Origin of the sequence: Microbacterium sp. Root322, from assembly GCF_001425645.1 — a bacterium.
Lineage (GTDB): Bacteria > Actinomycetota > Actinomycetes > Actinomycetales > Microbacteriaceae > Microbacterium > Microbacterium maritypicum.
The window spans coordinates 1136951-1163082 of sequence record NZ_LMCS01000002.1 but is presented as its reverse complement, the minus strand read 5'-3'; the positions used below and the strand labels follow the sequence as shown (position 1 = coordinate 1163082).

The 26132-nt window shown below is 70.0% G+C and carries 27 protein-coding genes; 14 read left to right on the top strand and 13 right to left on the bottom strand.

Going from position 1 to position 26132, the window contains the following annotated elements:
- Positions 1-923, top strand: a 923-nt coding sequence (locus ASC55_RS17570) for a DUF7507 domain-containing protein (RefSeq protein ID WP_442922350.1), incomplete at its 5' end; no start/stop codon positions are given.
- A gap of 84 nt (positions 924-1007) precedes the next feature.
- On the opposite strand, the gene ASC55_RS10490 is transcribed toward ASC55_RS17570, so the two are convergent.
- The 3 genes from ASC55_RS10490 to ASC55_RS10480 form a co-directional block, all read right to left on the bottom strand.
- The gene (locus ASC55_RS10490; RefSeq protein ID WP_055875143.1) at positions 1008-1940 is read right to left on the bottom strand and encodes a J domain-containing protein; all 933 of its coding nucleotides are present in this window, start codon (positions 1938-1940) and stop codon (positions 1008-1010) included.
- Positions 1941-2011: 71 nt separating this feature from the next.
- Positions 2012-2665, bottom strand: a complete 654-nt coding sequence (locus ASC55_RS10485; protein ID WP_055875140.1) for an IMPACT family protein — start codon at positions 2663-2665, stop codon at positions 2012-2014.
- Positions 2666-2695: 30 nt separating this feature from the next.
- Positions 2696-3682 carry an aldo/keto reductase gene (locus ASC55_RS10480; RefSeq protein ID WP_055875137.1) on the bottom strand — a complete coding sequence of 329 codons (987 nt, stop codon included), beginning with the start codon at positions 3680-3682 and terminating at the stop codon, positions 2696-2698.
- 216 nt (positions 3683-3898) lie between these two features.
- Between ASC55_RS10480 and ASC55_RS10475 the strand changes: the two genes are divergently transcribed.
- From ASC55_RS10475 to ASC55_RS10460, 4 genes are all read left to right on the top strand, one after another.
- On the top strand, positions 3899-6025 hold the full coding sequence (locus ASC55_RS10475; RefSeq protein ID WP_055875134.1) for an MMPL family transporter: 2127 nt from the start codon (positions 3899-3901) through the stop codon (positions 6023-6025).
- Complete coding sequence (locus tag ASC55_RS10470; RefSeq protein ID WP_055875131.1) at positions 5991-7313, top strand: sensor histidine kinase; 1323 nt, start codon at positions 5991-5993, stop codon at positions 7311-7313. The genes ASC55_RS10475 and ASC55_RS10470 overlap by 35 nt, the downstream gene beginning before the upstream one ends.
- The gene (locus tag ASC55_RS10465) at positions 7310-7933 is read left to right on the top strand and encodes a response regulator (protein ID WP_017829789.1); all 624 of its coding nucleotides are present in this window, start codon (positions 7310-7312) and stop codon (positions 7931-7933) included. The genes ASC55_RS10470 and ASC55_RS10465 overlap by 4 nt, the downstream gene beginning before the upstream one ends.
- Positions 7934-8037: 104 nt before the next feature.
- The gene (locus ASC55_RS10460; RefSeq protein ID WP_055875126.1) at positions 8038-8490 is read left to right on the top strand and encodes a DUF2871 domain-containing protein; all 453 of its coding nucleotides are present in this window, start codon (positions 8038-8040) and stop codon (positions 8488-8490) included.
- Here ASC55_RS10460 and cycA read toward each other — a convergent pair.
- A complete protein-coding gene (gene cycA, locus ASC55_RS10455; RefSeq protein ID WP_055875122.1) occupies positions 8487-9956 on the bottom strand; it encodes a D-serine/D-alanine/glycine transporter in 1470 nt (489 codons plus the stop codon). The two genes, ASC55_RS10460 and cycA, sit on opposite strands and share 4 nt — an antisense overlap.
- 155 nt (positions 9957-10111) lie before the next feature.
- Between cycA and ASC55_RS10450 the strand changes: the two genes are divergently transcribed.
- Both ASC55_RS10450 and ASC55_RS10445 read left to right on the top strand, forming a co-directional pair.
- Positions 10112-11584 (top strand): MATE family efflux transporter, encoded by a 1473-nt coding sequence (locus ASC55_RS10450; RefSeq protein ID WP_055875119.1) that lies wholly within the window; start codon positions 10112-10114, stop codon positions 11582-11584.
- A gap of 135 nt (positions 11585-11719) precedes the next feature.
- On the top strand, positions 11720-12142 hold the full coding sequence (locus ASC55_RS10445) for a hypothetical protein (RefSeq protein WP_127483242.1): 423 nt from the start codon (positions 11720-11722) through the stop codon (positions 12140-12142).
- Between the two features lie 4 nt (positions 12143-12146).
- Here ASC55_RS10445 and ASC55_RS10440 read toward each other — a convergent pair whose 3' ends face one another.
- Both ASC55_RS10440 and ASC55_RS10435 read right to left on the bottom strand, forming a co-directional pair.
- Positions 12147-13856 (bottom strand): AMP-binding protein, encoded by a 1710-nt coding sequence (locus ASC55_RS10440; RefSeq protein WP_200935163.1) that lies wholly within the window; start codon positions 13854-13856, stop codon positions 12147-12149.
- 78 nt (positions 13857-13934) lie between these two features.
- The gene (locus ASC55_RS10435) at positions 13935-14402 is read right to left on the bottom strand and encodes an Lrp/AsnC family transcriptional regulator (protein WP_055875111.1); all 468 of its coding nucleotides are present in this window, start codon (positions 14400-14402) and stop codon (positions 13935-13937) included.
- Positions 14403-14514: 112 nt separating this feature from the next.
- Here ASC55_RS10435 and ASC55_RS10430 point away from each other — a divergent pair, with 112 nt between their 5' ends.
- A complete protein-coding gene (locus tag ASC55_RS10430; RefSeq protein WP_055875107.1) occupies positions 14515-15765 on the top strand; it encodes a trans-sulfuration enzyme family protein in 1251 nt (416 codons plus the stop codon).
- Between the two features lie 28 nt (positions 15766-15793).
- On the opposite strand, the gene ASC55_RS10425 is transcribed toward ASC55_RS10430, so the two are convergent.
- A complete protein-coding gene (locus ASC55_RS10425) occupies positions 15794-16267 on the bottom strand; it encodes an acyl-CoA thioesterase (protein WP_017829781.1) in 474 nt (157 codons plus the stop codon).
- Between the two features lie 214 nt (positions 16268-16481).
- On the opposite strand from ASC55_RS10425, the gene ASC55_RS10420 reads away from it, so the two are divergent.
- The 4 genes from ASC55_RS10420 (at position 16482) to ASC55_RS10410 (ending at position 19310) form a co-directional block, all read left to right on the top strand.
- Positions 16482-17909, top strand: coding sequence for a hypothetical protein (locus tag ASC55_RS10420; RefSeq protein ID WP_082524301.1), 1428 nt, complete (start codon positions 16482-16484; stop codon positions 17907-17909).
- A gap of 80 nt (positions 17910-17989) precedes the next feature.
- Complete coding sequence (locus ASC55_RS17780) at positions 17990-18112, top strand: hypothetical protein (RefSeq protein WP_258185869.1); 123 nt, start codon at positions 17990-17992, stop codon at positions 18110-18112.
- Entirely contained in the window at positions 18109-18723 is a 615-nt protein-coding gene (locus ASC55_RS10415) for a ClpP family protease (RefSeq protein ID WP_055875099.1), read from the top strand. Before ASC55_RS17780 ends, ASC55_RS10415 begins: the two co-directional genes overlap by 4 nt.
- Positions 18720-19310: a ClpP family protease gene (locus ASC55_RS10410; RefSeq protein ID WP_055875095.1), complete on the top strand. Its 591-nt coding sequence runs from the start codon at positions 18720-18722 to the stop codon at positions 19308-19310. Before ASC55_RS10415 ends, ASC55_RS10410 begins: the two co-directional genes overlap by 4 nt.
- 112 nt (positions 19311-19422) lie before the next feature.
- Here ASC55_RS10410 and ASC55_RS10405 read toward each other — a convergent pair whose 3' ends face one another.
- From ASC55_RS10405 to ASC55_RS10390, 4 genes are all read right to left on the bottom strand, one after another.
- On the bottom strand, positions 19423-19788 hold the full coding sequence (locus ASC55_RS10405; protein ID WP_055875091.1) for a helix-turn-helix domain-containing protein: 366 nt from the start codon (positions 19786-19788) through the stop codon (positions 19423-19425).
- Between the two features lie 65 nt (positions 19789-19853).
- Positions 19854-20744 carry a helix-turn-helix transcriptional regulator gene (locus ASC55_RS10400; RefSeq protein WP_055866650.1) on the bottom strand — a complete coding sequence of 297 codons (891 nt, stop codon included), beginning with the start codon at positions 20742-20744 and terminating at the stop codon, positions 19854-19856.
- Between the two features lie 70 nt (positions 20745-20814).
- Entirely contained in the window at positions 20815-21288 is a 474-nt protein-coding gene (locus ASC55_RS10395; protein WP_055875088.1) for a MarR family winged helix-turn-helix transcriptional regulator, read from the bottom strand.
- Positions 21289-21305: 17 nt separating this feature from the next.
- Positions 21306-21965 (bottom strand): GTP cyclohydrolase II, encoded by a 660-nt coding sequence (locus ASC55_RS10390; RefSeq protein WP_017829773.1) that lies wholly within the window; start codon positions 21963-21965, stop codon positions 21306-21308.
- Positions 21966-22094: 129 nt separating this feature from the next.
- Here ASC55_RS10390 and ASC55_RS10385 point away from each other — a divergent pair, with 129 nt between their 5' ends.
- Positions 22095-23114, top strand: a complete 1020-nt coding sequence (locus ASC55_RS10385) for a zinc-dependent alcohol dehydrogenase family protein (RefSeq protein ID WP_055875085.1) — start codon at positions 22095-22097, stop codon at positions 23112-23114.
- Here the strand turns inward: ASC55_RS10385 and ASC55_RS10380 are convergent.
- Positions 23104-24015 (bottom strand): DMT family transporter, encoded by a 912-nt coding sequence (locus ASC55_RS10380; RefSeq protein ID WP_055875083.1) that lies wholly within the window; start codon positions 24013-24015, stop codon positions 23104-23106. The two genes, ASC55_RS10385 and ASC55_RS10380, sit on opposite strands and share 11 nt — an antisense overlap.
- 119 nt (positions 24016-24134) lie before the next feature.
- On the opposite strand from ASC55_RS10380, the gene ASC55_RS10375 reads away from it, so the two are divergent.
- Positions 24135-24974 (top strand): sulfurtransferase, encoded by an 840-nt coding sequence (locus ASC55_RS10375; protein ID WP_055875080.1) that lies wholly within the window; start codon positions 24135-24137, stop codon positions 24972-24974.
- Here ASC55_RS10375 and ASC55_RS10370 read toward each other — a convergent pair.
- Positions 24962-25885: a hypothetical protein gene (locus ASC55_RS10370; RefSeq protein WP_017829769.1), complete on the bottom strand. Its 924-nt coding sequence runs from the start codon at positions 25883-25885 to the stop codon at positions 24962-24964. The two genes, ASC55_RS10375 and ASC55_RS10370, sit on opposite strands and share 13 nt — an antisense overlap.
- Positions 25886-26132 lie beyond the last annotated feature (247 nt).

Here is a 26132-nt window from a genome sequence, read left to right as displayed (position 1 = left end):
AGGCGGATGTCGATTCCGGGAGCGTGTCGAACACGGCCACCGCGACCGGTACTCCGCCGACGGGCGAGCCCCCCGTCTCACCCCCATCGACGACCGAGATCCCGGTCGTCCCTGCTCCCGGCGTGAGCATCGTGAAGTCCGCGACGCCGGAGACGATGACGACCGTGGGGCAGACGCTCACGTACTCGTTCGTGGTCACCAACACCGGCAACGTCACCCTCACCGACGTGAGCGTGGATGAGACGGCGTTCACGGGGACGGGCACCGCTCCCGTGGTCACATGCCCGGCGGGAGCCGCGAGCATCCTGCCCGGCCAGTTCGTCACCTGCACGGCGGAGTATCAGACGACGCAGGCCGACGTCGATTCCGGGCTGCTGACGAACACCGCCACCGCGACGGGTACGCCGCCTTCCGGCGAGCCGCCGGTGTCGCCGCCGTCGACGGTCGAGGTGCCCTTCGACGGCACCAACTCGCTCGGACTCGAGAAGCGCGCGAATCCGGTCGACGTCAACGGGAACGGCGTGATCGATCCGGGTGATCGCATCGAGTGGACGATCATCGTGACGAACACCGGCGCTCAGACGGTCGCCGACATCGTGGTGTCGGACCCCACCGCGGGTGCGGTCACGTGTCCGCAGACCAGCCTCGCCTCCGGAGCGCAGATGACCTGCACCGTGCCCGCGCACACCGTCACCGCTGCCGACGTCCGAAACGGACAGGTGCGCAATGTGGCCACGGCAACGGGAACCCCGCCCGGTGGGGACCCGATCGATCCGCCGACCTCGGAGACGACCACACGGGTCTTCCCGTCGCCGCCGCCCACCCTCGCGGTGACCGGCGGAACGCTCTCGGCCGGTCTGCTCCTCGGAGGGTTGATGCTGGTCGTCGGGTCGGCGCTCATCCGGCGTCGTCGACTGACCTGACCCTGAGCGCCTGATCGTGAGGCGCAGTGCGGTCCCATGAGCTGGTCCCACGACCAGCTCGTGGGACCGCACGGCCGACCGGCGTCAGACGAAGCGGACGGTCTGCTGCAGTCGGGTGCGCACGTCGAACAGTTCGTTCCCGCCGATCGCCCGCGCCTGCGGAACGCCCTGACGCAACACCATCGCCAGCGCGCTGCGGCGCACGACGACGACCGGAACGCCGCGGCTCGTGCCGAGCGGTGTGACGGCCTGCGCGAGGTCGTCGTCGGGCAGCACGATGATCGCACCGCTGAAGCGCACGCGGGCGGTCTTGGCGATCGTGCGCATCCGACCGAGGGCAGCCGTCACCGGCGCGCGGGTTCCCAGGCTCGGCCCGGTGATCTCGCCGCGCCGGAAGCCGACCACCCCTCCGAAGTCCTCCGACATCACCCCGTACAGGCCGGAGGGGCCCAGCACCACATGGTCGAGCTTGTCGTCGGCATCCGCCCCCACGGCCACGTCGTGCCACACCGTGAAGCCCATGCCGAGGTCGGAGACCGTGCGCGCCGTGGCCTCTTCCGCCAGGGCATCGGCGAGCAGTCGGCGCAGATCGCGGGGAGCCGAGCGCACCAGGGCGGGGTCGTAGGGGTCGGGGACCTCGACGCCACGGCCCGCCCATTCGCGGATGAGGACGAGGTAGCGCTCGCGACGCCATCCGCCGGGGTGGCCGTAGGAGCGGGCGCGCGGACGGGTGTCGGTACGCGCTGCCTGAGGCCGCCATCCGCTCCACCCGGTTTCGGCGTCGGGTGTCGCCGCTGACGCCACACCGGAGCGGCGGTCGTAGGCGGCACGGCTCTCGACGGTGCCGACCAGCTCCCACGCGCGCTGCACCTGGATGAAGATCGCGGCGTCGCCACCGGTGTCCGGGTGCGTCTGGCGCAGCCGCAGACGGTAGGCGCGGCGCAGCTCGGCGTCGTCGACGGAGGGGTCGACCCCGAGGATCTCGTAGGCCGAGGCCGAGAGCGGACTGTCGAACATCGCTCTCCCTCCGCGACCGCGGCATCCAGGATATCCGTCGTTCGTTGTGGTTTCGCCGATGCCCGTCGGTGTCAGGCGGGCACGTCGACGATGCGCTCGACACCGAGGACCGGCGCGATCGCACCCGCGGATGCCGCGGCCAGATCGTCGACGAGCCGGGGGACTTCGGCCTCGGGGGCCCACAGCTCGAGCGTGGCCGTCGCGGCATAGCTCGGCGCGCCCAGCGTCGCACCATGATGGACCGCCCAGTCGCGCAGCAGATTGTCGTAGCGGCCGGCGTCTGCGTGCGGCACCTCGAGCGTCACCTGCCGGAGGGCTGCCCGCCGCACGAGGGACGCCAGATCGAGTGCCTCGGACACGGCGGACGAGTAGGCGCGCACGAGGCCTCCCGCCCCGAGCTTCACACCGCCGAAGTAGCGGGTCACTACCGCGACCACATCGGTCAGCTCGCGCCAGCGCAGCACCTCGAGCATCGGTATCCCCGCGGTGCCGGAGGGCTCGCCGTCATCCGAGGACCGCGCCTGATCGCCGAGCAGACCCGTCACCATCGCGGTGCAGTTGTGGTTGGCGTCCCAGGCCCTCTTCCGGATGGCGGCGATCACGGTGTCGGCCTGCTCGACCGAGGAGACGGGCTCGATGCGGGTGAGGAAGCGCGACTTGCGGATGACGGTCTCGTGCTCGACAGCGGACGCGATGGTCGCGGGATAGCTGCGGGCGGAGATCACCCGCCTCACGATACCGAGGCCGCGGAGGACTCAACGGTCGACGAACGCCATCTGCTGCGGGTTGTAACGGTCGCCGCTCACCCCGACGCGCGTGGCGAGGGTCGAGAGGTCGGCGACCTCGTCGGCCGACAGGGCGACCGCCGTGCTTCCGGCGTTCTCGGCGATGCGCACGGTGCGTCGGGTGCCGGGGATCGGCACGATCCACGGCTGCTGTGCGAGCAGCCATGCCAGAGCGATCTGACCGGGTGTGGCCTCCTTCGCCGTGGCCAGCTCGGTCACGTGCGCCACGAGCGCATGGTTCGCCGCCCGGTTCTCGGCCGTGAACCGCGGGATCGTGGCGCGGATGTCGCCGGCTGCGAAGTCGGCTGCCGTGTCGACCGTGCCGGTCAGGAACCCCTTGCCGAGCGGACTGAAGGGCACGAATCCGATGCCCAGCTCCGCGAGCACCGGCAGGATCTCGGATTCGGGATCGCGGGTCCACAGCGAGTACTCGCTCTGCAGCGCGGTGACCGGGTGCACGGCATGTGCGCGGCGGATCGTGTCCGCCGAGGCCTCGGAGAGCCCGAAGTGGCGCACCTTCCCTTCGGCGATGAGCTCGCCGACGGTCCCGGCGACGTCTTCGATCGGCACGTCGGGGTCGACGCGGTGCTGGTAGAAGAGGTCGATCACATCGGTGCGCAGACTCCGCAGCGACGCCTCGGCCACTCGGCGGATCTGCTCGGGCCGACTGTCGAGCCCCACGCTCCTGCCGTCCTGGATGTCCCACCCGAACTTCGTCGCGAGCACGACGCGATCGCGGATCGGCTCGAGCGCCTCGCCGACGAGCTCCTCGTTCACATACGGGCCGTAGACCTCGGCCGTGTCGAAGAAGTCGACGCCGTGCTCGATCGCCGACCGCAGCACCCCGACCATGTCGTCGCGGCTTCCGGGGTTGGGCCCGTAGCTCTGCGACATGCCCATGCAGCCGAGTCCGACCGCAGAGACCTGGAGGCCCTGTCCGAGAGTGCGCGTGTGCATGAGATGTCCTTTCGTCGTGGCCGCGGACGGATCGGCGGCCTGCTCCCGACGCTACGCGCGCGCACGGTGCCGAGGGAGGTCCTGTCGGGACCCCGCTGGCCGGGACCCCGCTGGCGGGAAGGTCGCGGGCGGCAGGGCCGCATCCATCGAACGGTGGAGACGAGTCTCAGCCCCCCGCCCGATCCTCGGAAGGGCGGCGACGGCTGGACTGGATCCATGCTCCGCACCCTCCGCTCTCTTCCCCTGTGGCTCACCTCGCGACGCGGCGGGTGGATCTCCCTGCTGGTCGCCGTCGTGGCGTTCACCGCGCTCCTCGGGGCGCTCGGCCGGGCGTCGCTGCCCTCGGGCACCGATGTGGCTCCGCCGGATTCCGAGTCGGCCCGGACGGCCGCCCTCGCCGAGCAGTTCCCCGACGCGGATGAGTCCACGGTGCTGCTGGTCGCGTCGCGGGACGACGGTGAGCGACTCGCCGCCGACGACATCGCCGCCCTGCGTTCCCTCTCGGCAGAGGTCGAAGCGGAGACAGGGCACGAGCCGCACGGGCCGATCGTCAGCGAAGACGAGAAGGCCGCGGTGCTGCAGGCGACGCTCACGCTCGCCGACGACGATGCCGCCGCAGAGGCCGTGCACGGTCTGCGCGACACCGTGACGGAGCATCCGATCGAAGGGCTGAGCGTGCAGGTCACGGGTGGACCCGCGTTCGGTGTCGACGTCGCCTCCGCGTTCGACGGCGCCGACTTCACGCTGCTGATGGTGACACTCGGGATCGTCGCGCTGCTGCTCATCGTCACCTACCGCTCGCCCGTGCTGTGGATGATCCCCCTCGTCGTCGTCGCCCTCGCCGACCAGCTGGCGAACAAGGCCACCGCGGCGATCGGTGCCGGACTCGGGCTGCAGTTCGATTCCGGCATCGTGAGCGTGCTCGTGTTCGGCGCCGGGACGAACTATGCGCTCCTGTTGATCTCGCGCTACCGAGAGGAACTCGCGCATGAGTCCGATCACCGTCGTGCGCTCGTCGGCGCGTGGCGCGCCACCGCACCCGCGATCGTCGCCTCGAACCTCACCGTGGTGCTCGCCCTGTCGACTCTCGCCCTCGCGGTGATCCCTGGCACGCGTGGACTCGGCATCGCCTCGGCCATCGGCCTTCTGATCGCCCTCGCCGCCGTGCTGCTGGTGCTGCCGCCCGCTCTCGCGGTGTGCGGCCGCCGCATCTTCTGGCCGTTCGCGCCGCGGGTCGGCGATGACGCGAAGACCGGTCGCGTGTGGGGTGCTGTCGCGCAGCGCGTCTCCCGGCGTCCGTGGGTGCCGCTGGTCGGCGGGCTCGCGCTGCTCGGTGTCTTCGCGGGTGGTCTCGCCGGAGCATCCGTCGGGCTCACCCAGGTGGAGAAGTTCCGTGTCGCGTCGGAATCGGCAGCGGGGCTCACGGGGCTGGGCGAGCACTTCCCCGCCGGTGAGGCTCAGCCGATGATCGTGATCGGTGACACGGCGGCAGCCGATGCGCTGGCCGGCGCGGTCGAAGACGTGCCGGGCGTGCTCCGGGTGTCGACGACCGGTGAGAGCACCGATGGCGCACTCACGCGACTGATGGTCGTCGGGGAACCGGCGCCGGGCACCCCGGAGAGCCTCGATCTCGTGAGTGCCGTGCGCGAGGCCGCGGCCTCGGTGCCGGAAGCCGATGCCGTGGTCGGTGGTCCGGTGGCGGCGGATCTCGACGCGCGCGAGGGCAATCAGCGCGACCTGCAGCTGCTGGTCCCGCTCGTGCTCGCGGTCAGTCTGCTCGTCCTGATCGTGCTGCTGCGCTCCCTGGTGGCACCCGTGCTGCTGCTCCTGGTGAACATCCTCAGCGCCGTCGCCGCGATCGGCGCGGGCACCTGGCTGAGCCGGGTGCTGTTCGGATGGGATGCCCTCGACCTGCAGGTGCCGCTGCTGTCGTTCCTGTTCCTGGTGGCGCTCGGAATCGACTACACGATCTTCCTGGTGCACCGGGCGCGCGTGGAGGCGCGGACGGTCGGCACGCGGCAGGGGATGGTCCGAGCGCTCACGGCGACGGGCGGCGTGATCACCAGCGCCGGTGTCGTGCTCGCGGCGGTGTTCGCCGCCCTCGGGCTGCTGCCGCTGGTCACTCTCGGACAGATCGGGCTCATCGTCGGCATCGGCGTGCTCGTCGACACCTTCGTGGTGCGCACCCTCGTGGTCCCTGCGATCTTCGCGATCGTCGGGGATCGGATGTGGTGGCCGGGAAAGAGCGGTGCGGACGAATCCACCACCGATCGAGGTGCGCAGCGACCGCACGGGGGAGAATACGAGGATGCCGCAGTCGACACCTCTCCCGCCGCGAGCTGACCCCACGCGGGCTCAGCGAGCCGGCCGCGACGAGCGCGCGGCCGGCTCGGGCACCCCGCGCACCTGGGCGAGCCTGGTCGGATCGATCCGGATAGGCCAGGCCGTCATCACGGTCGTGCTGCTCGTGGTCGGCGCCGGGCGCGCCGCAGCCGACGGAGTGCCGCTTCCGTGGGTGCTGGCCCTCTCGCTGGTGTTCCTCGGCTGGTACGGCGGCGGGCTGCTGCTCAGCGAGCGCATCTCCGACCGTCGGTTGGCGACGTGGTGGCTGCTCGGGCTGACACTCATCTGGCTCGGCGCGGTCGTGGTCTCACCGGAGTTCGTGTGGCTCGCCTTCCCGCTGTGGCTGCTCGCCGGGTTCGTGATGCGCCTGCGGTGGGCGTTGCTGCTCAGCGTGGCGATCCTCGCAGTCGTGGTGAGCGCCCCGCTGCTGCACACCGGTGCCACGACCTATGCGAACGTGATCGGTCCCCTCGTCGGCGGCATCTTCGCACTGGGGATATCCCGCGGATACCTCGAGCTCGTCCGTGACGGGCGGGAGCGGCGTCGGCTGATCGCCTCGCTCGTCGCGACCCAGGAGGAGATGGCCGCGCTGCAGGACGAGCTCGCCCGCACTCAGCGCGAGTCCGGGGCGAGCGCCGAGCGCACCAGGGTGTCGCGCGACATCCACGACACGGTCGCCCAGAGCGTGTCGTCGATCGGGATGCTGGCGCGTTCGGCCCTGGAGGCGGACGATCCGGCCCAGCGCACACGAGCCCTCGAGCAGATCGGTGCCCTCGCGACGGAGGGGATGGCGGATGCGCGGCGCATCGTGAACGCGCTGATGCCGGCCGAGCTGGAATCCACGGCGCTCGGCGACGCCCTGGCCCGGATGCTCGAACGCCTGGCCGACGAGACCGGTATCGAGGTGACGCTGCACGCCGACGACGACCTGCCCTCGCTCGGCATCGACGCCGAGGTCGCCCTGCTGCGGACGGCGCAGTCGGCCCTCGCGAACGTCCGCTCCCACGCGTCGGCCACCCGGGTCGTGGTCACCCTCGCCGATGCCGGCGACACCGTGCGGCTCGACATCGTCGATGACGGGCGCGGATTCGACGCGCGGCACTGGGACGCGCAGGGCGGGGTGGGCAGTCGGGGCGGCGGCTACGGGCTGCGCTCGATGCGTGCGCGCCTGCGGGAGCTCGGCGGTGGGCTCGACGTGGAGAGCGCCCCGGGTGACGGCACCGCGCTCTCGGCGCACATCCCCCTGGGCGGCACTGCTCAGGCACGGCGACCTGGGGGTGAGCCATGACCGCGGTGCGCGTGCTGCTCGTGGACGACCACCCCATCGTCCGGGCCGGGGTGCGCTCGCTGTTCGACCATCGCGACGACGTCGAGGTGGTCGGTGAGGCGGCGTCCGGCGAGGAGGCCGTGACCCTCGCGCGGCATCTGCGTCCCGACGTCGTGCTGTGCGACCTGCGGCTGGGCGACGGCATGGACGGGGTGCAGACGACCGCCGCGCTGCGTGCGCAACAGCCGGCCCCCGCCGTGCTGATCCTGACGACGTTCGACCGCGACGCCGAGATCCTGGGCGCTATCGAGGCGGGAGCGGCCGGCTACCTGCTCAAAGACGTCGCCCCCGATGACATCGTGCGCGCGATCCGGCAGGCGGCTTCGGGCGGACTCGTGCTCACTCCCGAGCTGAGCGCACGCGTCGTGCAGGTCATGCGCGCACCGCGGGTGCGCCTGACCGACCGCGAGCTGGAGGTGCTCCGACTGCTCGACACGGGGGCATCCAACCGCGAGATCGCGAAGACCCTGTTCGTGACCGAGGCCACCGTGAAGACCCACCTCGTGCACGTGTTCGAGAAGCTCGGCGCCGACAGTCGTGCGCGCGCCATCGCCATCGCGCGCGACAGCGGCCTGCTCTGAGCCCTCCGCTTGCGCGTCGGGCCCGCTTCCGGCATCTCAACCGTTCGATGGATCCCGGGAATCCGCGCGGCGACGAGGCTGGAATCAGACCGAAAGGATTCCCGATGCGCAGGCTCTTCTCCGCCGCGTTCGCCTACATGCTCGTGGGCGTCGCCTCCGGACTCTTCTACCGAGAGTTCACCAAGATGAACGATTTCCCCGAGGGGGAGGCGACGCAGCTCGGCCTCGTGCACACGCACCTGCTCACGCTGGGCTTCGTCGTGCTGCTGATCGTCCTGCTCCTGGAGAAGGCGTTCGCGCTCTCCGAGAGCCGCCTCTTCAGCTGGTTCTTCTGGCTGTACAACGCCGGCCTCGTGCTGACGTCGGCGATGATGGTGTGGCACGGCTGCCTGACGGTGCTCGGCCAGGAGTCGTCGAGCATGATCGCGGGCATCGCCGGCATGGGGCACATCCTGCTCAGCGCCGGGATGGTCCTGCTGTTCCTGGCACTGCGCAAGCGCCTGTTCGCCGCGGCACCCGCGACGCCGGCCATCCCCGCTGCCGCCTCTGCCGGCTAGTCCGCCTCGACCGAGTCGTCGCGCAGGTGGGCGATGTGCGCCGCATGCCGGGCCAGGTGGTTCGGTGAGCGGCGCACGAAGATCCACGCCACGAACAGCAGCACGAACCAGAGCGGCGTCACCAGAAGTGCCGTCAACGTGTCGGGCTGCGTCGTGAGCGCCCACAGGATGAACACGAAGAAAGCCAGCACCACGTAGACCATGAACACGCCGCCCGGCAGCCGGAACGTCGAGGCGGCGACCTTGTCCTTGCGGGTGCGCCGGTACACGAGGTAGCTGCACAGGAAGATCGTCCACACGAACATGAAGCACAGCGCCGAGACCGTCGTGACCATGTCGAAGGCGGTGCCGATGTCCTTGCCCGCGTAGAGCAGCACGACGCCGGAGAGCAGCAGGATGCACGACAGGAACAGCGCGTTCTGCGGCACCCGGCGGCGGGAGAGCCGGGCGAACACCCGCGGGGCATCGCCGTCCTGTGCCAGGCCGAACACCATGCGCGAGGTCGAGTAGATGCCGGAGTTCGCGCTCGACATGGCCGAGGTGAGCACGACGAGGTTGACCACGGTCGCGGCGATGCCGAGCCCGGCGAGGGCGAACATCGCGATGAACGGGCTCTCGCCGGCGACGTACTCGGTCCACGGGGTGACCGCCATCAGCACGATGAGCGCCCCCACGTAGAACAGCAGCACACGGATCGGGATCGCGTTGATGGCCTTGGGCAGGTTGCGCTTCGGGTCCTTGGTCTCCGCGGCGGCGGTGCCCACGAGCTCGATGCCGACGAAGGCGAACACCGCGATCTGGAATCCGGCGACGAAGCCCATGAACCCGTGCGGGAACATGCCGCCCTTGTCCCAGAGGTTCGAGAAGCTCGCCGTGCCCGCGTCGTGCTGGAAGCCGGTGAAGATCATCACGAGACCGGTGATGATGAGCGCCACGATCGCGACGATCTTGATCAGCGCGAACCAGAACTCCATCTCGCCGAACGCGGCGACGGTGGGGAGGTTCAGGGCGAGCAGGATGACGATGACGAGGACGCCGGGGATCCACAGCGGGACGCCGGGGATGAGAGCATCCGTGTACCCGGCGATCGCGATCACGTCGGCGACGCCGGTGACCACCCAGCAGAACCAGTAGGTCCATCCGGTGAAGAACCCCGCCCACGGGCCGAGCAGATCGCTCGCGAAGTCGCTGAACGACTTGTACTTCAGGTTCGACAGCAGCAGCTCGCCCATGGCCCTCATGACGAAGAACAGCATGAACCCGATGATCATGTAGACGAAGATCACCGACGGGCCCGCGACCGAGATGGTCTTGCCGCTGCCCATGAAGAGTCCGGTGCCGATGGCCCCGCCTATCGCGAGGAGCTGGATGTGGCGGTTGCTCAGCGCGCGCCGCAGGTGCTGTTCCTCTCCGTCCGCGGCGACGTCGTGCGCGCGTCCGGTTCCCCCCGTGTGCTGCGTGGTCACTTTCTTCCTCCGGTCGTCGTCGACGGTGTCGTTCCGACGGTACCTTCCGAGTCCGGGATGCTCGGAATCCTGATCCGGTATTCCGCTCCGCCGAATCGATTCGATAGGCTTGTTCCACCCCCGATCATCCCTTCAGTTCTGCGAGCCGCTCCTTCATGGCCACCTCCCTCACCACGGGCCGTCCGTGGCGCGTCATCCTTGCCTTCTCCATCCCCCTCCTCCTCGGCAACGTGGTGCAGCAGCTGTACCAGTTCGCCGATGCCATCGTCGTCGGCCGACACCTCGGCGTCACCTCGCTCGCGGCCGTCGGTGCGACCGGCAGCCTGCTGTTCCTGCTGCTCGGGTTCGCCTGGGGGCTGACGAGCGGTTTCGCGATCCCGATCGCGCAGGCCTTCGGCGCGAGAGACGACGCGGCGGTGCGTCGCTCGGTCGCGACCGGCGTTCTCCTGAGCGCCCTCACGAGCGTGATCCTGACCGTGGGAGCGCCCCTCCTCGCCGCCCCGATCCTCGCCCTGCTGCAGACGCCGCCGGAGCTGATGGCCGAGGCCACGATCTTCACGCAGATCAGCTTCCTCGGCGCGAGCGCGACGATGTTCTTCAACTACCTCTCCGCGATCATCCGCGCGATCGGCGACTCGAAGACACCGCTGGTGTTCCTCACCGTCTCGTGCGTGCTGAACGTCGGGCTCGTCGTGCTCATGGTCGGCCCCCTCGAATGGGGCGTGGGCGGAGCCGCCATCGCCACCGTCGTCGCGCAGGCCGTCTCGGTGGCGCTGTGCCTCGAGTTCGTGCGCCGCCGCCTGCCCATGCTGCATCTGCGCCGCGCGGACTGGCGCATCACCCGGGCCGACATCAGCGAGCACCTGCGCCTCGGACTGCCGATGGGCTTCCAGGCGTCGATCATCGCGATAGGCACGCTGACCGTGCAAGTGGCGTTGAACACCCTCGGAGCCGATGCGGTCGCGGCCTACACCACGGGATCCCGCGTCGACAGCCTCGCGGTCGCCCTGCTCTCCTCCCTCGGCCTCGCGGTCTCGATGTACGCGGCGCAGAATCACGGCGGACGTCGTCCCGACCGCATCCGCCGCGGTGTGGTCGAGGCGACCTGGATGGCCGTCGTCGCCGGTCTCGTGCTCGGCGGGCTGCTGATCGCGTTCGGTGCGCCGATGGTGCGCCTGTTCATCGGAGAAGGGTCCGACGCCGTCGTCGACGACGCGCACCGGATGCTCATCATCAACGGCTGCGGCTACTGGGCGCTGGGCATGCTGTTCGTGCTGCGCGGTGCCCTGCAGGGGCTCGGCCATACCCTCGTGCCCACCGTGACCGGCGTGATCGAGCTCGTGATGCGCGTGGGGGCGGCCATCGTGCTGGGCGCGTGGATCGGTTTCGACGGCGTCGCCCTGAGCAACCCGCTCGCGTGGCTCGGTGCGATCGTGCTGCTCGTGCCCGCGTACGTCCGTGCCCATCGGGCGCTCGGGCGGCTGCCCATCGACCCCGCGGAGGCGACCGAGACCTCGGCCATCGCGATCGTCGGGCCGACCGACGGGTCGATGGTCGTGGACGCGGTCGTCACCCAGCCGGTGCGCGTGCAACGGGCGCGCCGCCTGCGCTGGCCGAGACGCCGCTGAAACTCCGTCTCGGTCTGTCCGATCCGCACGGATATCCGCCTCCAGGATGATGCGCGTCGCACTTGAGACGGATGCCCTTTCCGGGAGACACTTCTAATGTCGAATGAGTGGAGTAACCACTGACGGGGGGTCGTCATGACGACAATGAGAGTGGCCAGTGATCTGGCCGCGGTGATGGTGCCGATCGGTTACGCGGGTGCGGCGCTCGCCGCCATCTTCGCGATCGTCGCGGCGGTCGCGATCATCCGAGGAGCCGGTGGGCTCGCCGGGGGCGCGGTGGGTCTGTGGATCGTGGGCGCGCTGATGAGTGTCGCAGCCTCGTTCGGGCAGGACTGGACGCCGCTGATCGTGGCGTGCGGATCGCTCGTGGCGATGCTGATCGTCGGCGCCATCGTGCGTGCGATCGTGAACGCGGCCGGTGACGGACGGGTCGACCGTGCGGCCGAGGACGCGCTGCCGAAGGCGGTTCCCGCCTCGAAGGCACCCACGGCTCCGACCTCGAAGCCGGCACTGTCGAAGACCGGGCCGGCGACGGCGTCGGTCGCGATCGTACGCTGAGCGTTCAGCGGTAGTCGCGGTCGCGGTGCTGTCCGCTCTCGTCTCCTGATTGCACACGCGCGGCCTCGCGAGCGCGCAGCTCGACACGGCGGATCTTGCCCGAGATCGTCTTCGGCAGCTCCGGAACGAACTCGATGATCCGCACCCACAGGTGCGACGACAGCCGCTCGTGCGCGTAGGCGAAGATCGCGCGCGCCGCGTCCGAGTCGGCGGCTGCGACATCGGAGGTCAGGCACACGTAGGCCTTCGGCACGGCCAGACGCGTCGGATCGGGACTCGGGATCACCGCCGCCTCGATCACGAGGTCGTGCTCCAGCAGCACGGACTCGAGCTCGAACGGCGAGATCTTGTAGTCGGAGGCCTTGAACACGTCATCGGAGCGTCCGACGTAGGTGAGGTAGCCATCGTCGTCGCGCACCGCGATGTCGCCGGTGTGGTGGTAACCACCCGCCCGGGACTCGGCGGTCTTCTCTGGGTCGTCGTAGTACCCGGCCATGAGCCCGAGCGGAGGCCGGGACAGGTCGAGCGCGATCTCGCCCTCGGCGTCGACGACCTCTCCGGTGACGGGGTCCAGCAGCACCACCGGGTATCCGGGCAGGGGGCGGCCCATGGATCCGACCTTCACGGCCTGACCCGGGGAGTTGCCGATGCAGGCGGTCATCTCGGTCTGACCGAAGCCGTCGCGGATCGTTCCGCCCCAGGCGTCGCGCACCCGGTCGATGACCTCGGGGTTCAGTGGCTCACCCGCCCCCACCAGCTCACGCGGCGGGTGGGTGAGGCGGGCGAGGTCGGCCTGGATCAGCATCCGCCACACCGTCGGCGGCGCGCAGAACGTCGACACGTGGTGGGTGTCCATGACCTGCATGAGCGTGTTCGCATCGAAGCGGGCGTAGTTGTAGACGAAGACGGTCGCCTCGGCGAGGAACGGCGAGTAGAAGCTCGACCAGGCGTGCTTCGCCCAGCCGGGGGAGGAGATGTTGAGGTGCACGTCGTCGGGGCGCACACCGAGCCACCACATGGTCGACAGATGCCCGATCGGATACGAGGCGTGCGTGTGCTGCACGAGCTTCGGCCGGTTCGTGGTGCCCGAGGTGAAGTAGAGCAGGGCGGTGTCGGACGAGGGGGTCGGGCCGTCGGGCTCGAAGACCGCCGTGGCAGCGGTCGAATCATCGAAGCGCGCCCAGCCGGACGGGATGCCGTCGCCCACACCGATGCGCAGGATGTCGGGCCCGATGCCGTCGAGGCGGTCGGCGAGGGCTCCGAGCGTGATGACCGCCCGCGCGCGGCCGTGGTCTACGCGGTAGGCGAGATCCGCCGCGGAGAGGAGGGTCGAGCTCGGGATGGAGACGGCGCCGATCTTCGTGATCGCCAGCATCACCTCCCACAGCTCGATCGTGTTGTTCAGCATCACGATCACGTGGTGGCCGCGGCCGATGCCGAGAGCGGCGAGCCAGGCGGCCACCTGGTCGGATCGTGCCGACAGCTCGCCGTAGGTCCAGGAGCGCAGGCTCAGGTCGGCCTCGACGATCTGCACCGCCGGTCGGTCGGGATTCTCGCCCGCGACCACGTCGAACCACTCCAGCGCGAAGTTGAACTCCGGCACCTGCGGCCAGGCGAACCCGGCCCGCGCCGCCTCGTAGTCGGTGGCGTTCGCGAAGAGGAAGTCCCGCATCTCGCGGACGGTGTGCGTGGCGGCGGTGGCGCTGCGGCTCATGGTGCTCCCTTGCTCCTGGCTGACGTGCATTCCATCCTCGCGCACGCACCGACGCCCCGCTCGTTCCGGCCGGACGGGTCAGGTGGAGAGCACTCCCGGTCCGTCGCGCAGCTCGAACACGAGCTGGGTCTCGGTGCCGCGCACGACCGGATGGACCGTGATGTGCTCGAGCACGATGTCGCGCAGTGCCGTCGCATCCTGCACCGCCACGTGCACGAGGAAGTCGTCGACGCCGGCCACGTGGAAGACCTGCAGCACGCGCGGGATGTCGGCGAGGGCATCGAAGAGCGCGGTCACCTTCGCCCCGGTGTGGTTCGCGAGGCGCACCTTGATGATCGCCTGCAGCGGGAAGCCGAGGGCGGCCCCGTCGATGCGGATGCAGGTGTCGCGGATGACGCCGCGCTCGCGCAGCGCCCGCACCCGATGCGCGCAGGTCGACTCGGCGAGGCCGAGCCGATGCGCGAGCGCCTTGTTCGTCGTCTCGGCATCACGAGTGAGGACCGCGAGCAGTTCGAGGTCGATCTCGTCGAGTTGTGCTTTCGCCAACGGAAGGCCTCCTTGCCTGCTGGATATTGCACAGAGTAGCGTTCGGCATCGATTTTCTGGCGGCTTCTGTCGATCTTCTGCGCATTCATCGTGATTCCGGCAACGTGGAGGCATGACTGCACCGCTGCATCCCGACACCGTCGCCGTCCACAGCGGACGCTCCGATCTCGAGGGTCTCGGGGTCCACGCGCTGCCGATCGACCTGTCGACGACGAACCCGCTCCCCGACATCGAGCGCGGCGGGGACTCGTACGAGGCGATGGCGACGGGCGGGCGTCCCCCGGCCGACGGCAGCATGGTCTACGCGCGGCTGTGGAATCCCACGGTCGCCCGCTTCGAGGAGGCACTGGCCGAACTCGAGCACGCCGATGCGTCTGTCGCCTTCGCCTCGGGCATGGCCGCGATGACGGCCGTGATCCTCGCACACACCGGTGCGACGGGGGCGCGCCACGTGGTCGCGGTGCGTCCGCTCTACGGGGGCACCGACCACCTGCTCGGATCCGGGCTGCTCGGCGTCGAGACCACCTACTGCCATCCCGACGAGGTCGCGGCAGCCGTCCGTCCCGATACCGGCCTCGTGGTCGTCGAGACCCCGGCGAACCCGACGCTCGAGATCGCCGACATCGCCGACGTGGTGCGTCAGGCCGGGTCGGTGCCGGTCGTCGTCGACAACACCTTCGCGACCCCGGTGCTGCAGAATCCGATCGATCTGGGTGCTGCGATGTCGTTGCACAGCGCCACCAAGTACCTCGGCGGCCACGGCGATGTGATCGCCGGCGTCGTCGCGTGCGGGGAGGAGACGGCGCAGGCGCTGCGCCGCGTGCGGGCGGTGACCGGTGGGCTGCTGCATCCCCTCGGGGCGTATCTGCTGCACCGCGGCCTCACGACGCTGCCGGTGCGCGTGCGGCACCAGCAGGAGAGTGCGCGACGGATCGTGCAGTGGCTCATCGATCGGCCGGAGATCGCCGAGGTCTACTACCCGGGTCTGGACGGTGACCCGCGCGGCATCCTGGAACGGCAGATGCGGGGCACCGGTGCGATGATCGCGATGCGGATGCGGGGTGGTTTCGCCGCAGCCTCCGCCGTCACGACCACGACGACCCTGTTCACGCACGCCGTCTCGCTGGGCGGCGTCGACTCGCTGATCCAGCACCCCGCCGCGCTCACCCATCGCCCGGTGCCGCCGGAGGCGCGGCCCGCCGCCGACGTGCTGCGGCTGTCGATCGGCCTGGAAGACGTCGACGATCTCATCGCCGATCTGGCTCAGGCGTTCGCCGCTGCGCCGGCTTTCCCGGTCGAAGCGCCCCTCTCCGACCGGGTCACCTCCTCGAGCGAGACGCACCGGGGGGCTGTTCGCGCCTGAGGAGGTGGCTCGGCGCTGTCGAGCAGCGTCAGGGTGAGGGGAGCCGGATCGTCCCGGTGGCGATGTGCTCGGTCGGCATCCGGTCTCGGTCGTAGGTGATCTCGGTGTAGCCGTGCGGCGTCGGTGTCCCGTCGTCGTCGAGGCTCACGAACACGATCTTCTCGATCGTGAGGATGCGCTTGCGCGTGATCATGTTCCTGGCCACCGCGCGCATCGTCAGGGAGGTCCTGCCGAAGTGGGTCGCCTGCAGGCCGATCTCGATCAGGTCGCCCTGCACGGCCGAGGCCTCGAAGTTGATCTCCGAGATGTGCTTGGTCACGGCGCGGTAGTTGCCCAGCTGCACGATCGCGTAGATCGCGGCCTCTTCGTCGATCCACTTCAGCAGGCTGCCGCCGAACAGCGAGCCGTTCGCGTTGAGATCCTCCGGGCGCACCCACTTGCGGGTGCGGAAGTTGAGTCCGTCCTCCGACCACTGCCACGCCGGTGCCTTCTGCTTCGCCATGGGCACGAGACTAGGCGGGCCGTGAGTCCACGATGTTACGTTCCGTTTTCGTGGAAGACACAGCGGTCTGCGCCCATCGTTTGTGCACTCGCCACAAGAAACTGAGTCCCAGGCGTGCTGAGACTTGGTATCGAACGGCAAATCCGGGGGTCGGGGTCGAGCCTGCCCATACAGTCGCCGGTGGCAACGACGCCACTGACCTCGGGAGTCCTCGATGACGAGTACCACACCCCATTCGCACGGCATCGGCATGCGCATCGCCGTGATCGTCCTCAGCCTGCTGCTGGCCGCCATGGTGATCCTGTTCTTCGTGACGACGAGCAAGATCGCCGCCGGAGCGTCCGAACTCGCCGACGGCACCACATCGGCGAAAGACGGTTCCGCCGATCTCGCCGCCGGCGCCGCAGACCTCTCGGCCGGCGCATCGCAGCTCGCCGAGGGCAGCATCGACCTCTCCGCGGGGGCAGTCAGCGCGCACGCGGGATCGCAGAAGCTGAGCGACGGTGCCACGACGGCCGCGACCGGTGCCACGACGCTCGCCGAGGGCGCCAGCAGCCTGGCCGCCGGAGCCTCTTCGGCGGTGGCCGGCGCGGGCAAGGTCAGCGGGGGAGCGCAGACGGCGCTCGCCGGGGCTCAGGAGCTCGCGTCGAAGCTGGCGACGGCGGATGCCGGGGCCCAGGCGCTCTCCAGCGGGATGTCGACGCTCGCAGCAGGCGTCAACGGTGCGCACGCATACGCGAACGGCGTGCTCGTCGGCGCGACGGGTTTCAGCGACACGCTTCGCAAGGGTGTGACGCCCGCAGTGCAGGGCCTGGCGCAGCCGTCCACCGAGGCGACGCTCAAGGGTCTCGCGTCCATGGCCCCCGGCCACTCCCAGCAGCTCGCCGATGGCCTCACCGCTCTGCTCGCGACCTCCCCCGACGACGCGAAGCTCCGTGACCTCGTCACGCTCGCCATGCAGGTCGACGGGGAGGTCGACGCTCTGGTGGCCCCTGCGGCGTCGGCTCCCGCTCTCGCACAGGGGCTCGTCGCCGCAGCCGGTGGCTCCGCGAGGGTCACGGCCGGCGTCAACGCGCTCATCAGCGGAGACGCGTCCCAGAAGTGGCCCGGCACCGCGGCGCTCATCGCACCTCAGGGGGCGCCCGCCCTCGTCGCCGGCGCGCAGACTCTGCAATCGGGCACGTCTCAGCTCTCGGCCGGCGCCGCGAAGCTCGCCTCCGGTCTGCAGACACTCTCCACCGGAGCATCGTCCCTCTACTCGGGAACGGCCAACCTCAGCGCGGGCGCGACCCGCCTGAACGACGGCGCGAGCACGCTCGCCGCCGGCGTCGGCGCGCTGCAGTCCGGTGCCGGCGACCTCAACATCGGCATCGGCGAACTCTCGACGGGAGCCTCCGCGGTCGCGGACGGCTCTGGTGATCTCGCAGCGGGCGGGGACAAGCTCGAAGTCGGAGCCGCCGATCTCGCCGAGGGCAACGGCCTGATCGCGGAAGGCTCCGGCACCCTCGCCACCGTCACCGCAGGGGCCGCGCCCTCGATGCTGCCCTGGATCCTCGGTGTCGCCCTGGCCGGGCTGATCGCGATCGGCTTCTGGGTCGGTCACCGCATCACCCACCGGCGCGCTCTCGCCCTCGCTGCCTGACCCCACCCACCCCCACCCCACCCCCCACCTGAGCCCCCTGGGCGGATGCCTCCCCCACCGGCACCCGCCCAGGGGGCTCGGTGAACAGCTCCGAGGTGGACGCCACCGGTGAGCCCGCGTCTGCACGCATCCGCTCAGGGCAGAGCCGCCCACGGCAGAATCCGGTCCTGCTCGGAGCGCTGCGGCAGATGCTGGGGGCATGAGCGAAGACAACCCCATCCGGCAGTTCGGTCCTGAAGCCCGGCGGGCGCTGTTCCACGAGCGGGTGCTCGTGCTCGACGGTGCTCTCGACGACGACAACGGCACGCTGCTGATGACGCAGCTGCTCGCGCTCTCGACGGAAGACCCCCTCGCCGAGATCGCGCTCTGGATCCACTCGCCCGGCGGCTCCGTGCCATCGATGCTCGCGATCCGCGACATCATGCGGCTCATCCCCAACGATGTCGCGACCCTGGCCCTCGGGCTCGCCTGCAGCGCCGGGCAGTTCCTGCTCTCCGCCGGCACGCCGGGCAGACGGCGGGCCCTCGCGCACGCGCGCATCCTCATGCATCAGGGGTCTGCGGGCATCGGCGGCTCGGCCGGCGAGATCGAGACGCAGGCCGACGACCTCCGACACATGCGCGACACCGTGCTCGGGCTCATCGCCACCGACACGGGTCAGCCGGTCGCCCGCATCTTCGAGGACTCGCTGCACGACCGCTGGTACACCGCGACACAGGCGCAGGAGTACGGCTTCATCGACGGTATCGCCGCCTCGATCGCCGAGGTCATGCCGCGACGACGCACACGAGTCGGGTTGGGGGCGGACGCATGAGCGGCTACACGATCCCGAACGTCATCGCTCAGCATCCGAGAGGGGAGCGCGTCATGGACGTGTACTCGCACCTGCTCGCGGAGCGCGTCATCTATCTCGGAACCGGCATCGATGCGGGGGTCGCGAACGCCCTCATCGCGCAGCTGCTGCACCTCGACGCGGACAGCCCGGAGTCTGGTGTCCAGTTCTACATCAACAGCGAGGGCGGGGATCCCGGTGCGGCGCTGGCGATCTACGACACGATGCGGCACATCCGTCCGCGCATCGCGACGACGTGCGTGGGGCAGGCGATCGGCCCCGCCGCGCTGCTCGTCGCCGCCGGATCACCAGGGGAGCGGGCTGCCCTCGCGCACGCCCGCATCGTGCTGCATCAGCCGGCCGGGCAGTCTCGAGGCGCGATCCCCGACCTGATCCTCGCGGCCGACGAGGTGGTGCGGGTGCGCTCGGATATGGAGGAGATCCTCGCCGGGCACAGCGGCCGCACGGTCGCACAACTGCGCGCCGACACCGACCGCGATCGGGTGTTCACCGCCGCGGCCGCGCTCGAGTACGGACTCATCGACACGGTGCTGGGCGCGCGGAGCTGAGGTGGCGTCCGGGCTGGCGGACGGATGCATGAGCGTTGGACGGATGCATGACCGAAGTGGGACCTGTGGTCATGCATCCGTCCGTCGATCATGCAGATGACGGGTCCGGGGATCAGGCGGCGAGGGCGAGTGCGCCACGTGACACCGCAGCGGAGATCGACACCGCAGCGGATGCCGACACCGCAGCAGAGCGCAGCTCATCGGCCACGGCGCTCGTCAGCTCGATGAGGCTCGTGTCGAGAGCGCCGGCTATCGCGGCGATCATCTCGCTCGACGGCTCCTTCAACCCGCGCTCGACCTCGGAGAGGTACTGCGGAGAGACGCCGGCCTTCTCCGCGGTCTCCGTGAGGGTCTCTTCGCGATCGTGGCGTCGACGCCGCAGCTGGTCGCCCAGCATGTGCCGCCAGAGCGGTTCGGGCCCGCTCAGCTGCGGACGGTCGGGGCGAGGGGCGCGCGGGAACGAGAGGATGTCGGCCATGCCTCACGATAATCCGGGGCATCAGGCGCGTTCGAGTGGTTCTGCTCAGAGCAGAACCACGCGGCTCAGGCCTCCGCGCGGTCGGATGCGGATGCCGCGGAGGGGAATGCCCCCGCATCCGTCGCCGCCCAGCTGGCGAGCATCCTCAGCTTGTCGGCCGAGGGTGTTCCCGGTTCCGCCGTATAGGTCGACAGGTGCAGGCCGGGATCGGCGGGCAGCTCGAACGCCTCGTATGTCAGCTCGATCTCCCCGACCACCGGATGCGCGATGCGCTTCACACCCGTGCGGTGGAAGCGCACGTTGTGGGCAGCCCACAGGGTGCGGAACCGCTCGCTCCGCGTCGAGAGCTCGCCGACGAGATCGGTGAGCCTGCGGTCGAAGGGGTTGCGTCCGGCTTCGCCCCGCATCGCGGCCACGAGCTCCTGCGTGTTGCGCTCCCATTCGGGGTAGAACTCCTGCGCCGCCGGATCGAGGAAGGCGAAGCGGGCGCTGTTCGGCTGCGGCTGTGCGAACACGGGAGCGTACAGGGCTCGCCCCAGGGCGTTCGCGGCGAGGTAGTCGAAGTGGTTGTCGCGCACGATCGCCGGTGCCTCGGTCATCGCATCGAGCAGACGGAGGATGCTGGGCCGCAGCACCGTCGACTTCTTGCGAGGTGTCCGCGCGACCGGGGAGGCGTTCGCGGCGCGGGCGAGGTCGAACAGGTGCGCGGTCTCAGCCTCATCCAGCTGCAGCGCGCGGGCGAGAGCTTCGAGCACGCTGTCGGAGGCGCCGGACAGGTCACCGCGTTCGAGCCGTGTGTAGTAGTCCACACTGACGCCCGCGAGCAGTGAGACCTCCTCGCGACGCAGGCCCGGAACCCGGCGGTTGCCACCGAATGCGGGCAGTCCTGCCTGGTCGGGGGTGATGCGTGCGCGCCTCGTGGAGAGGAACTCGCGCACCTCGCTGCGGGTGTCCATGCTCCGACGCTACGCGCTCAGTGACCGTGGAGGGAGGTACTGGCGGTACCGGTGACCGGCCCGCACCCGTTTACAGCGCCGCCGTCACGCCCGGCAGGAGCTTCCCGAGGATCGCCCTCAGCTGTTCGCGCTCCTCGGCGGTGAGCGGATCGAGCACGAGTTCCCGCACCTGTTCGACGTGCACGGGAGCGGCCGTGCGCAGCATCTCCCGCCCCGCCGGAGTCAGGGCGGCCGAGAGGGTGCGCTTGTCGGCGCCGCACGAGGCACGCTCGACCCAGCCTCGTTCCTCGAGCGAGTCGAGCGCGTGGCTCAGACGCGAACGGCTGAGCCCGGCGATGCGGGCGAGCTCGGTCATGGTGACGGCGCCCTCGCCCCGGCCCGCCAGGGTGACGAGGATGGCGTAGCGCGCGTGGTTGAGCCCGACCTCTTCCTTCAGTGTGCGATCGAGCACCTGCGGCAGCAGCTGGACGAAGCGGATCACGGGCAGCCACGTGTCCATCTCGGTGTCGTCGAGTCGACGCGGATGCGGCTGCTCCGCCGTCATGGTGTCCTCCTGGACTGTCACGCCGCCGACAGGTCGAGCGTGTGCGCCGTGTGGTCCCGCTTGGCCTGCAGGTAGCGGGAGTTGGACTCCGACAGGTGCACCTCGGTCGGCACCCTCTCGGTCACGCGGATGCCGAGCTCCTCGAGCTGCACGGCCTTGTCGGGGTTGTTGCTCAGCAGACGGATGCCGTCGACCCCGACGGCCTTCAGCATCTGGGCGGCCACGGTGTAGTCGCGCTCGTCCTCGCCGCGGCCCAGGGCGACGTTCGCCTCGTACGTGTCGAGCCCCGCATCCTGCAGGGCGTAGGCGTCGAGCTTGGCGTAGAGGCCGATCCCCCGACCCTCCTGGCGCAGGTACAGCAGGAAGCCGCCCTCGGCGGCGATGCGCTCCACGGCCTCGCGCAGCTGGGGGCCGCAGTCGCACCGCTCCGACCCGAAGACGTCGCCGGTGAGGCACTCGCTGTGCGGTCGCACGAGCGGGGCATCGCCGCCGTCGGTCGCGCGTTCGATCGCGGCGTTCCAGTCGCCGAGCCCCAGCAGAAGGTGCTCGCGGGCGTCGATCAGTCCGTCGAACGTGACCACGTCGGCGGTCGTGGAGAAGCCGTCGCCGAAGCGCAGCGGCACGCGGACGCGCGTGCGCTCCGTGGCGACCGGAGCGACGGTTGAAGTTTCAATCATGTCGGGTGCAACACGTGCTCCTGCGGAGTATTCCCGGATCTGTGAATCTCGAAGGGGTTCCCTCAGTACCTCCCATCCGAGGCGGAATCGGCGTTGACTGGATGTCACGCGAGAGAAGGAGCATCACGAATGCGCGGAGTAGTCATGCACGCCCCCGGCGACGTCAGAGTCGAGGAGCGGGAGAAGCCCACCATCACCCGACCCACCGACGCCGTGATCCGGATCGCGGCGACCTGCATCTGCGGCTCCGACCTGTGGCCGTACCGCGGTGCGAACGAGGTCGATCATGACCCGATGGGGCACGAGTACGTCGGCGTCGTCGAGGAGATCGGCGCCGAGGTGCAGACGCTGAAGGTCGGCGACTTCGTGGTCGGCTCGTTCATGGCGTCCGACAACACGTGCGAGATCTGCCAGGCGGGCTACCAGTCCCGCTGCGTGCACGTCGTGCCGATGGGCAGATACGGCACACAGGCCGAGTACGCGCTCATCCCGCACGCCGACGGCACGCTGGTCGTCACACCCGGACAGCCCGATACCGACCTGATCCCCTCGCTGCTCGCCGCATCCGACGTCCTCGGCACGGGCTGGTTCGCGGCCGTCGCCGCCGAGGTCGGACCGGGCAAGACCGTCGCCGTCGTCGGTGACGGTGCCGTGGGGCTCCTCGGCATCCTCGCCGCGCGGGAGCTCGGCGCCGAGCGCATCATCGCGATGAGCCGGCACGCCGATCGGCAGGCGCTGGCGCGCGAGTTCGGCGCGACCGACATCGTCTCCGAGCGTGGAGACGCGGGTGTCGCGCGCATCAAGGAGCTCACGAACGGCCTCGGCGCGCACTCGGTGATCGAGGCGGTCGGCACGCAGGAGTCCATGATGCAGGCGATCCGCTCCACCCGCCCCGGCGGCCATGTCGGCTACGTCGGCGTCTCCCACGACGTGGCGCTGCCGGGCGACGAGCTGTTCTTCTCCGGCGTGCACCTGCACGGCGGTCCTGCGCCGGTGCGCCGCTTCCTCCCCGAGCTGATCCAGCTCATCTGGGACCGGAAGATCGACCCGGGCAAGGTCTTCGACCTGACCCTCCCGTTGGAGGAGGCCGCGGAGGGCTACCGGGCGATGGACGAGCGCCGGGCGACCAAGGTGCTGCTCACGCTCTGACCTCCGGGGGTGCTTCCTGCTTCGCGCGTCGCCGGACGAGCTTCAGCTCGCTCGCGAGGATCCCGAGCACGACGAGCGCCCCGCCGATGAGTGCGGTCGCGGGCAGGCGTTCACCGGCGATGCGTCCGATGACCCCTGCCCACACCGGCTCTCCGGCGTAGATGATGGTCGCGCGGGTGGGTGACACCGACTTCTGCGCCCAGTTCATGGTCAGCTGGATCAGACAGCTCGCCGCCCCCAGTCCGACCGCGCAGCCGACCCAGACCCAGGAGAACTCCGGCACGCCCTCGCCCACCACCGGCATCGTGAGCAGCCCCAGCACTCCCGCGGTCAGCAGCTGCACGACGGTGATGCGTCCGAGATCGATCTTCCCCGCGAACAGGCTGATCAGGATGATCTCCGCGGCGATCGGCACGGTGCTGATCATGGTCGCGATCTCGCCGGCGCCGAGTGTCAGCGCGAAGGCGTCGGGTCCCGCGATGAACAGCAGCCCGACGAAGGCCAGCCCCGCGCCGACGAACGCCATGGCGGGCGGACGCTTGCGGAACACGGCCCACTGCGCGAGCGGCACCAGCGGCACGTACATCGCGGTGATGAAGGCCGAGGTGCTGCTGTCGATGCTCTGCAGCCCCAGCGTCTGCAGACCGTAGCCGAGGTAGATCATCACGCCGATCGCGACGCCGGCGCCGATGTCGCGCCAGCGGATGCCGTGCAGCACGCGGCGGAAGATCACGACGCTGATGAGCCCTGCGATGAGGAACCGGATGCCGACGAAGAACCAGGGACCCGCGTGCTCCATCGCCCAGTGCACCAGCAGGAACGTGCTGCCCCAGACCGCGGTGATCGCGATGAGCGCGGCCTCCTGCGGACGCAGCCGCATGAAACGCAGACGAGAGGGCATCGTTGGCCCTTTCTCGACGTTGCCGGATAGAGCCTAACGGGCCGCGGCCGCCGCACGGATCGTGACGGGAGAAGACGTACGCGCACCGGATGCCGTGGCCGACTCGGTAGCCTCGCAGCATGAGCGACTTCGTGAGTGCCGTCGAGCTGAACGACCTTCTGACCCGGGGAGAGCCGGTGCGCGTGATCGATGTGCGCTGGCGGCTCGACCGTCCCGAGGCGGGGCATGGCGACTACCTCACCGGCCACATCCCCGGTGCCGTGTTCGTCGGGCTCGACACCGAGCTGTCCACCCACGGCGAGCCCTCGGAGGGACGGCACCCGTTGCCGTCGACGGCCGCCCTCCAGGAGGCGGCCCGTCGATGGGGCGTGCGAGCCGGTGAAACCGTCGTCGCTTACGACGACTTCAAGAGCATCTCGGCTGCCCGCGCGTGGTGGCTGCTGCGTCAGGGCGGCATCGACGTGCGCGTGCTCGACGGCGGTATCCAGGGCTGGAAGGCCGCGGGGTTCGACGTCGCGACCGACGATGTGCGCCCGGAGCCGGGCGACGTCGTGCTCCGCCCGATCGGCGGCGATGCGATCTCGATCGACGAGGCTGCCGCCTTCCCGGCATCCGGCGTGCTGATCGACGCCCGTGCTGCCGATCGGTATCGCGGTGACTCCGAGCCCTACGACCCGGTCGGCGGGCACATCCCCGGCGCGCGCAACCTTCCCGAACCCGTGCACTTCGACGCGCAGGGGCGCATCCTCGATCGAGAGACGCTCCTGGCGAGCTTCGCTGAGGTCGGCGTGGCCCCGGGGACGACGGTCGCGGCGTACTGCGGTTCCGGTGTGACGGCCGCCCACACGGCGCTGGTCCTGCACGAGGTCGGCATCGACGCGAAGGTCTTCCCCGGATCGTGGAGTCAGTGGTCCAACACCCCTGGCCGCCCGGTCGCGACGGGCGATCAGCCCGGCTGATCCTCGCGGGGACCGTATCCCCAGTGCAGGCTGAGGGCGCCGGGGCCGAACGCCCTGCGCACCAGATGCACCGATGTTCCGCGCGGCGGCGGCAGCGGCGTCACCGTCACGCCCTCCGGCGTCTCGACGTGCTCCTCGCACCAGTCCGGGATGGCATCGGGGTGAAAGCGCGTCCACACCAGCAGCTCCCTGGCCTTCTGAGCCACGGCGTGACCGGTGTCGCGTGTCTGGGGATAGTCGGGCGGATACTCGACCGACCATTCGACCATCGCGGTCTCCGGCGCTGTCAGGGGCACGTCGAGCTCGAACAGCACCCCGTGCACCTCACCGTCCGGGTGGGAGTATCGAGCGGCGATCCTGCCGCCGGACACGGCCGCCAGCTCCGGTGCCGGGGTGCGCACCCCGGGGTTGATCTCCAGGAAGGGGATCGCCGTGATGGTGCCCACCGTGGACTGCACGATGCTGCGCGTGATGCTGGAGGCGATGTTGCCGTCGGCGCCCACATCGGTCACCGAATGGGTCGTGAGCTCGCGCGAGGTGTCGGGATACGAGGCGCCGAGCGCGCGGAAGGCCTCGATCACGGCCAGCTCGAGCTCTTCCTCCTCGATCGGGAACTGGTTCGGCCCGAGCGGCCCTGTGCGGTTCGTCGAGCGGAGCAGTCTGCTCAGGGCACCGACGTCGAGCCCGAGAAGCTCCTCGATGTCGGAGAGCGCGGCCAGCGACTGCACGCCCTCCGGCCGTCGCGCGCCCGATCGCCAATAGCTCAGCGTCGCCATGGACACGCGATTCCCGCGGGCCTTGAGCTGCCGCTGCAGCCACGACAGCGTCACCGGCTTGGCGTTTATCGCGTCGCGCAGGGCGTTCGCGAAGTCATCGGATTCGGCTCTGCGCGCGTCATCTTCGATATTCATCACAGATCCCCTCCGGTATGTGAAGATCAGCGCCTTAGAGTGAGCATACGACCGCACGCGCGTACCTCAGGGGACCGGGTGGGCATGTGGGGTCACTTGGCCGTCTTCGCAGGCAGGGTGCCCAGTCCTGCGATCACCGGCCTGACGCAGTGATGCCCCCCTTGCTGCGTATGTCGTGAAGCCCGGCAATCGATCTGGGGAGATCAGCCGGGCTTCACGAATCCTCCCTCCGCGCGGCCCCCGGCGT

Excerpts from the sequence above, each read along its gene's own strand:
- ASC55_RS10380 (WP_055875083.1), bottom strand. The coding sequence starts at position 24,015 with ATGCCCTCTCGTCTGCGTTTCATGCGGCTGCGTCCGCAGGAGGCCGCG.
- ASC55_RS10450 (WP_055875119.1), top strand. The coding sequence starts at position 10,112 with ATGGCCACCTCCCTCACCACGGGCCGTCCGTGGCGCGTCATCCTTGCC.
- ASC55_RS10370 (WP_017829769.1), bottom strand. The coding sequence starts at position 25,885 with ATGAATATCGAAGATGACGCGCGCAGAGCCGAATCCGATGACTTCGCG.
- ASC55_RS10465 (WP_017829789.1), top strand. The coding sequence starts at position 7,310 with ATGACCGCGGTGCGCGTGCTGCTCGTGGACGACCACCCCATCGTCCGG.
- ASC55_RS10480 (WP_055875137.1), bottom strand. The coding sequence starts at position 3,682 with ATGCACACGCGCACTCTCGGACAGGGCCTCCAGGTCTCTGCGGTCGGA.
- ASC55_RS10400 (WP_055866650.1), bottom strand. The coding sequence starts at position 20,744 with ATGGACACCCGCAGCGAGGTGCGCGAGTTCCTCTCCACGAGGCGCGCA.
- ASC55_RS10460 (WP_055875126.1), top strand. The coding sequence starts at position 8,038 with ATGCGCAGGCTCTTCTCCGCCGCGTTCGCCTACATGCTCGTGGGCGTC.
- ASC55_RS10470 (WP_055875131.1), top strand. The coding sequence starts at position 5,991 with ATGCCGCAGTCGACACCTCTCCCGCCGCGAGCTGACCCCACGCGGGCT.
- ASC55_RS10415 (WP_055875099.1), top strand. The coding sequence starts at position 18,109 with ATGAGCGAAGACAACCCCATCCGGCAGTTCGGTCCTGAAGCCCGGCGG.
- ASC55_RS10405 (WP_055875091.1), bottom strand. The coding sequence starts at position 19,788 with ATGGCCGACATCCTCTCGTTCCCGCGCGCCCCTCGCCCCGACCGTCCG.
- ASC55_RS10410 (WP_055875095.1), top strand. The coding sequence starts at position 18,720 with ATGAGCGGCTACACGATCCCGAACGTCATCGCTCAGCATCCGAGAGGG.
- ASC55_RS10490 (WP_055875143.1), bottom strand. The coding sequence starts at position 1,940 with ATGTTCGACAGTCCGCTCTCGGCCTCGGCCTACGAGATCCTCGGGGTC.
- ASC55_RS10430 (WP_055875107.1), top strand. The coding sequence starts at position 14,515 with ATGACTGCACCGCTGCATCCCGACACCGTCGCCGTCCACAGCGGACGC.
- ASC55_RS10445 (WP_127483242.1), top strand. The coding sequence starts at position 11,720 with ATGACGACAATGAGAGTGGCCAGTGATCTGGCCGCGGTGATGGTGCCG.
- ASC55_RS10395 (WP_055875088.1), bottom strand. The coding sequence starts at position 21,288 with ATGACGGCGGAGCAGCCGCATCCGCGTCGACTCGACGACACCGAGATG.
- ASC55_RS10375 (WP_055875080.1), top strand. The coding sequence starts at position 24,135 with ATGAGCGACTTCGTGAGTGCCGTCGAGCTGAACGACCTTCTGACCCGG.
- ASC55_RS10425 (WP_017829781.1), bottom strand. The coding sequence starts at position 16,267 with ATGGCGAAGCAGAAGGCACCGGCGTGGCAGTGGTCGGAGGACGGACTC.
- ASC55_RS10385 (WP_055875085.1), top strand. The coding sequence starts at position 22,095 with ATGCGCGGAGTAGTCATGCACGCCCCCGGCGACGTCAGAGTCGAGGAG.
- ASC55_RS10420 (WP_082524301.1), top strand. The coding sequence starts at position 16,482 with ATGACGAGTACCACACCCCATTCGCACGGCATCGGCATGCGCATCGCC.
- ASC55_RS10390 (WP_017829773.1), bottom strand. The coding sequence starts at position 21,965 with ATGATTGAAACTTCAACCGTCGCTCCGGTCGCCACGGAGCGCACGCGC.
- ASC55_RS10440 (WP_200935163.1), bottom strand. The coding sequence starts at position 13,856 with ATGAGCCGCAGCGCCACCGCCGCCACGCACACCGTCCGCGAGATGCGG.
- ASC55_RS10475 (WP_055875134.1), top strand. The coding sequence starts at position 3,899 with ATGCTCCGCACCCTCCGCTCTCTTCCCCTGTGGCTCACCTCGCGACGC.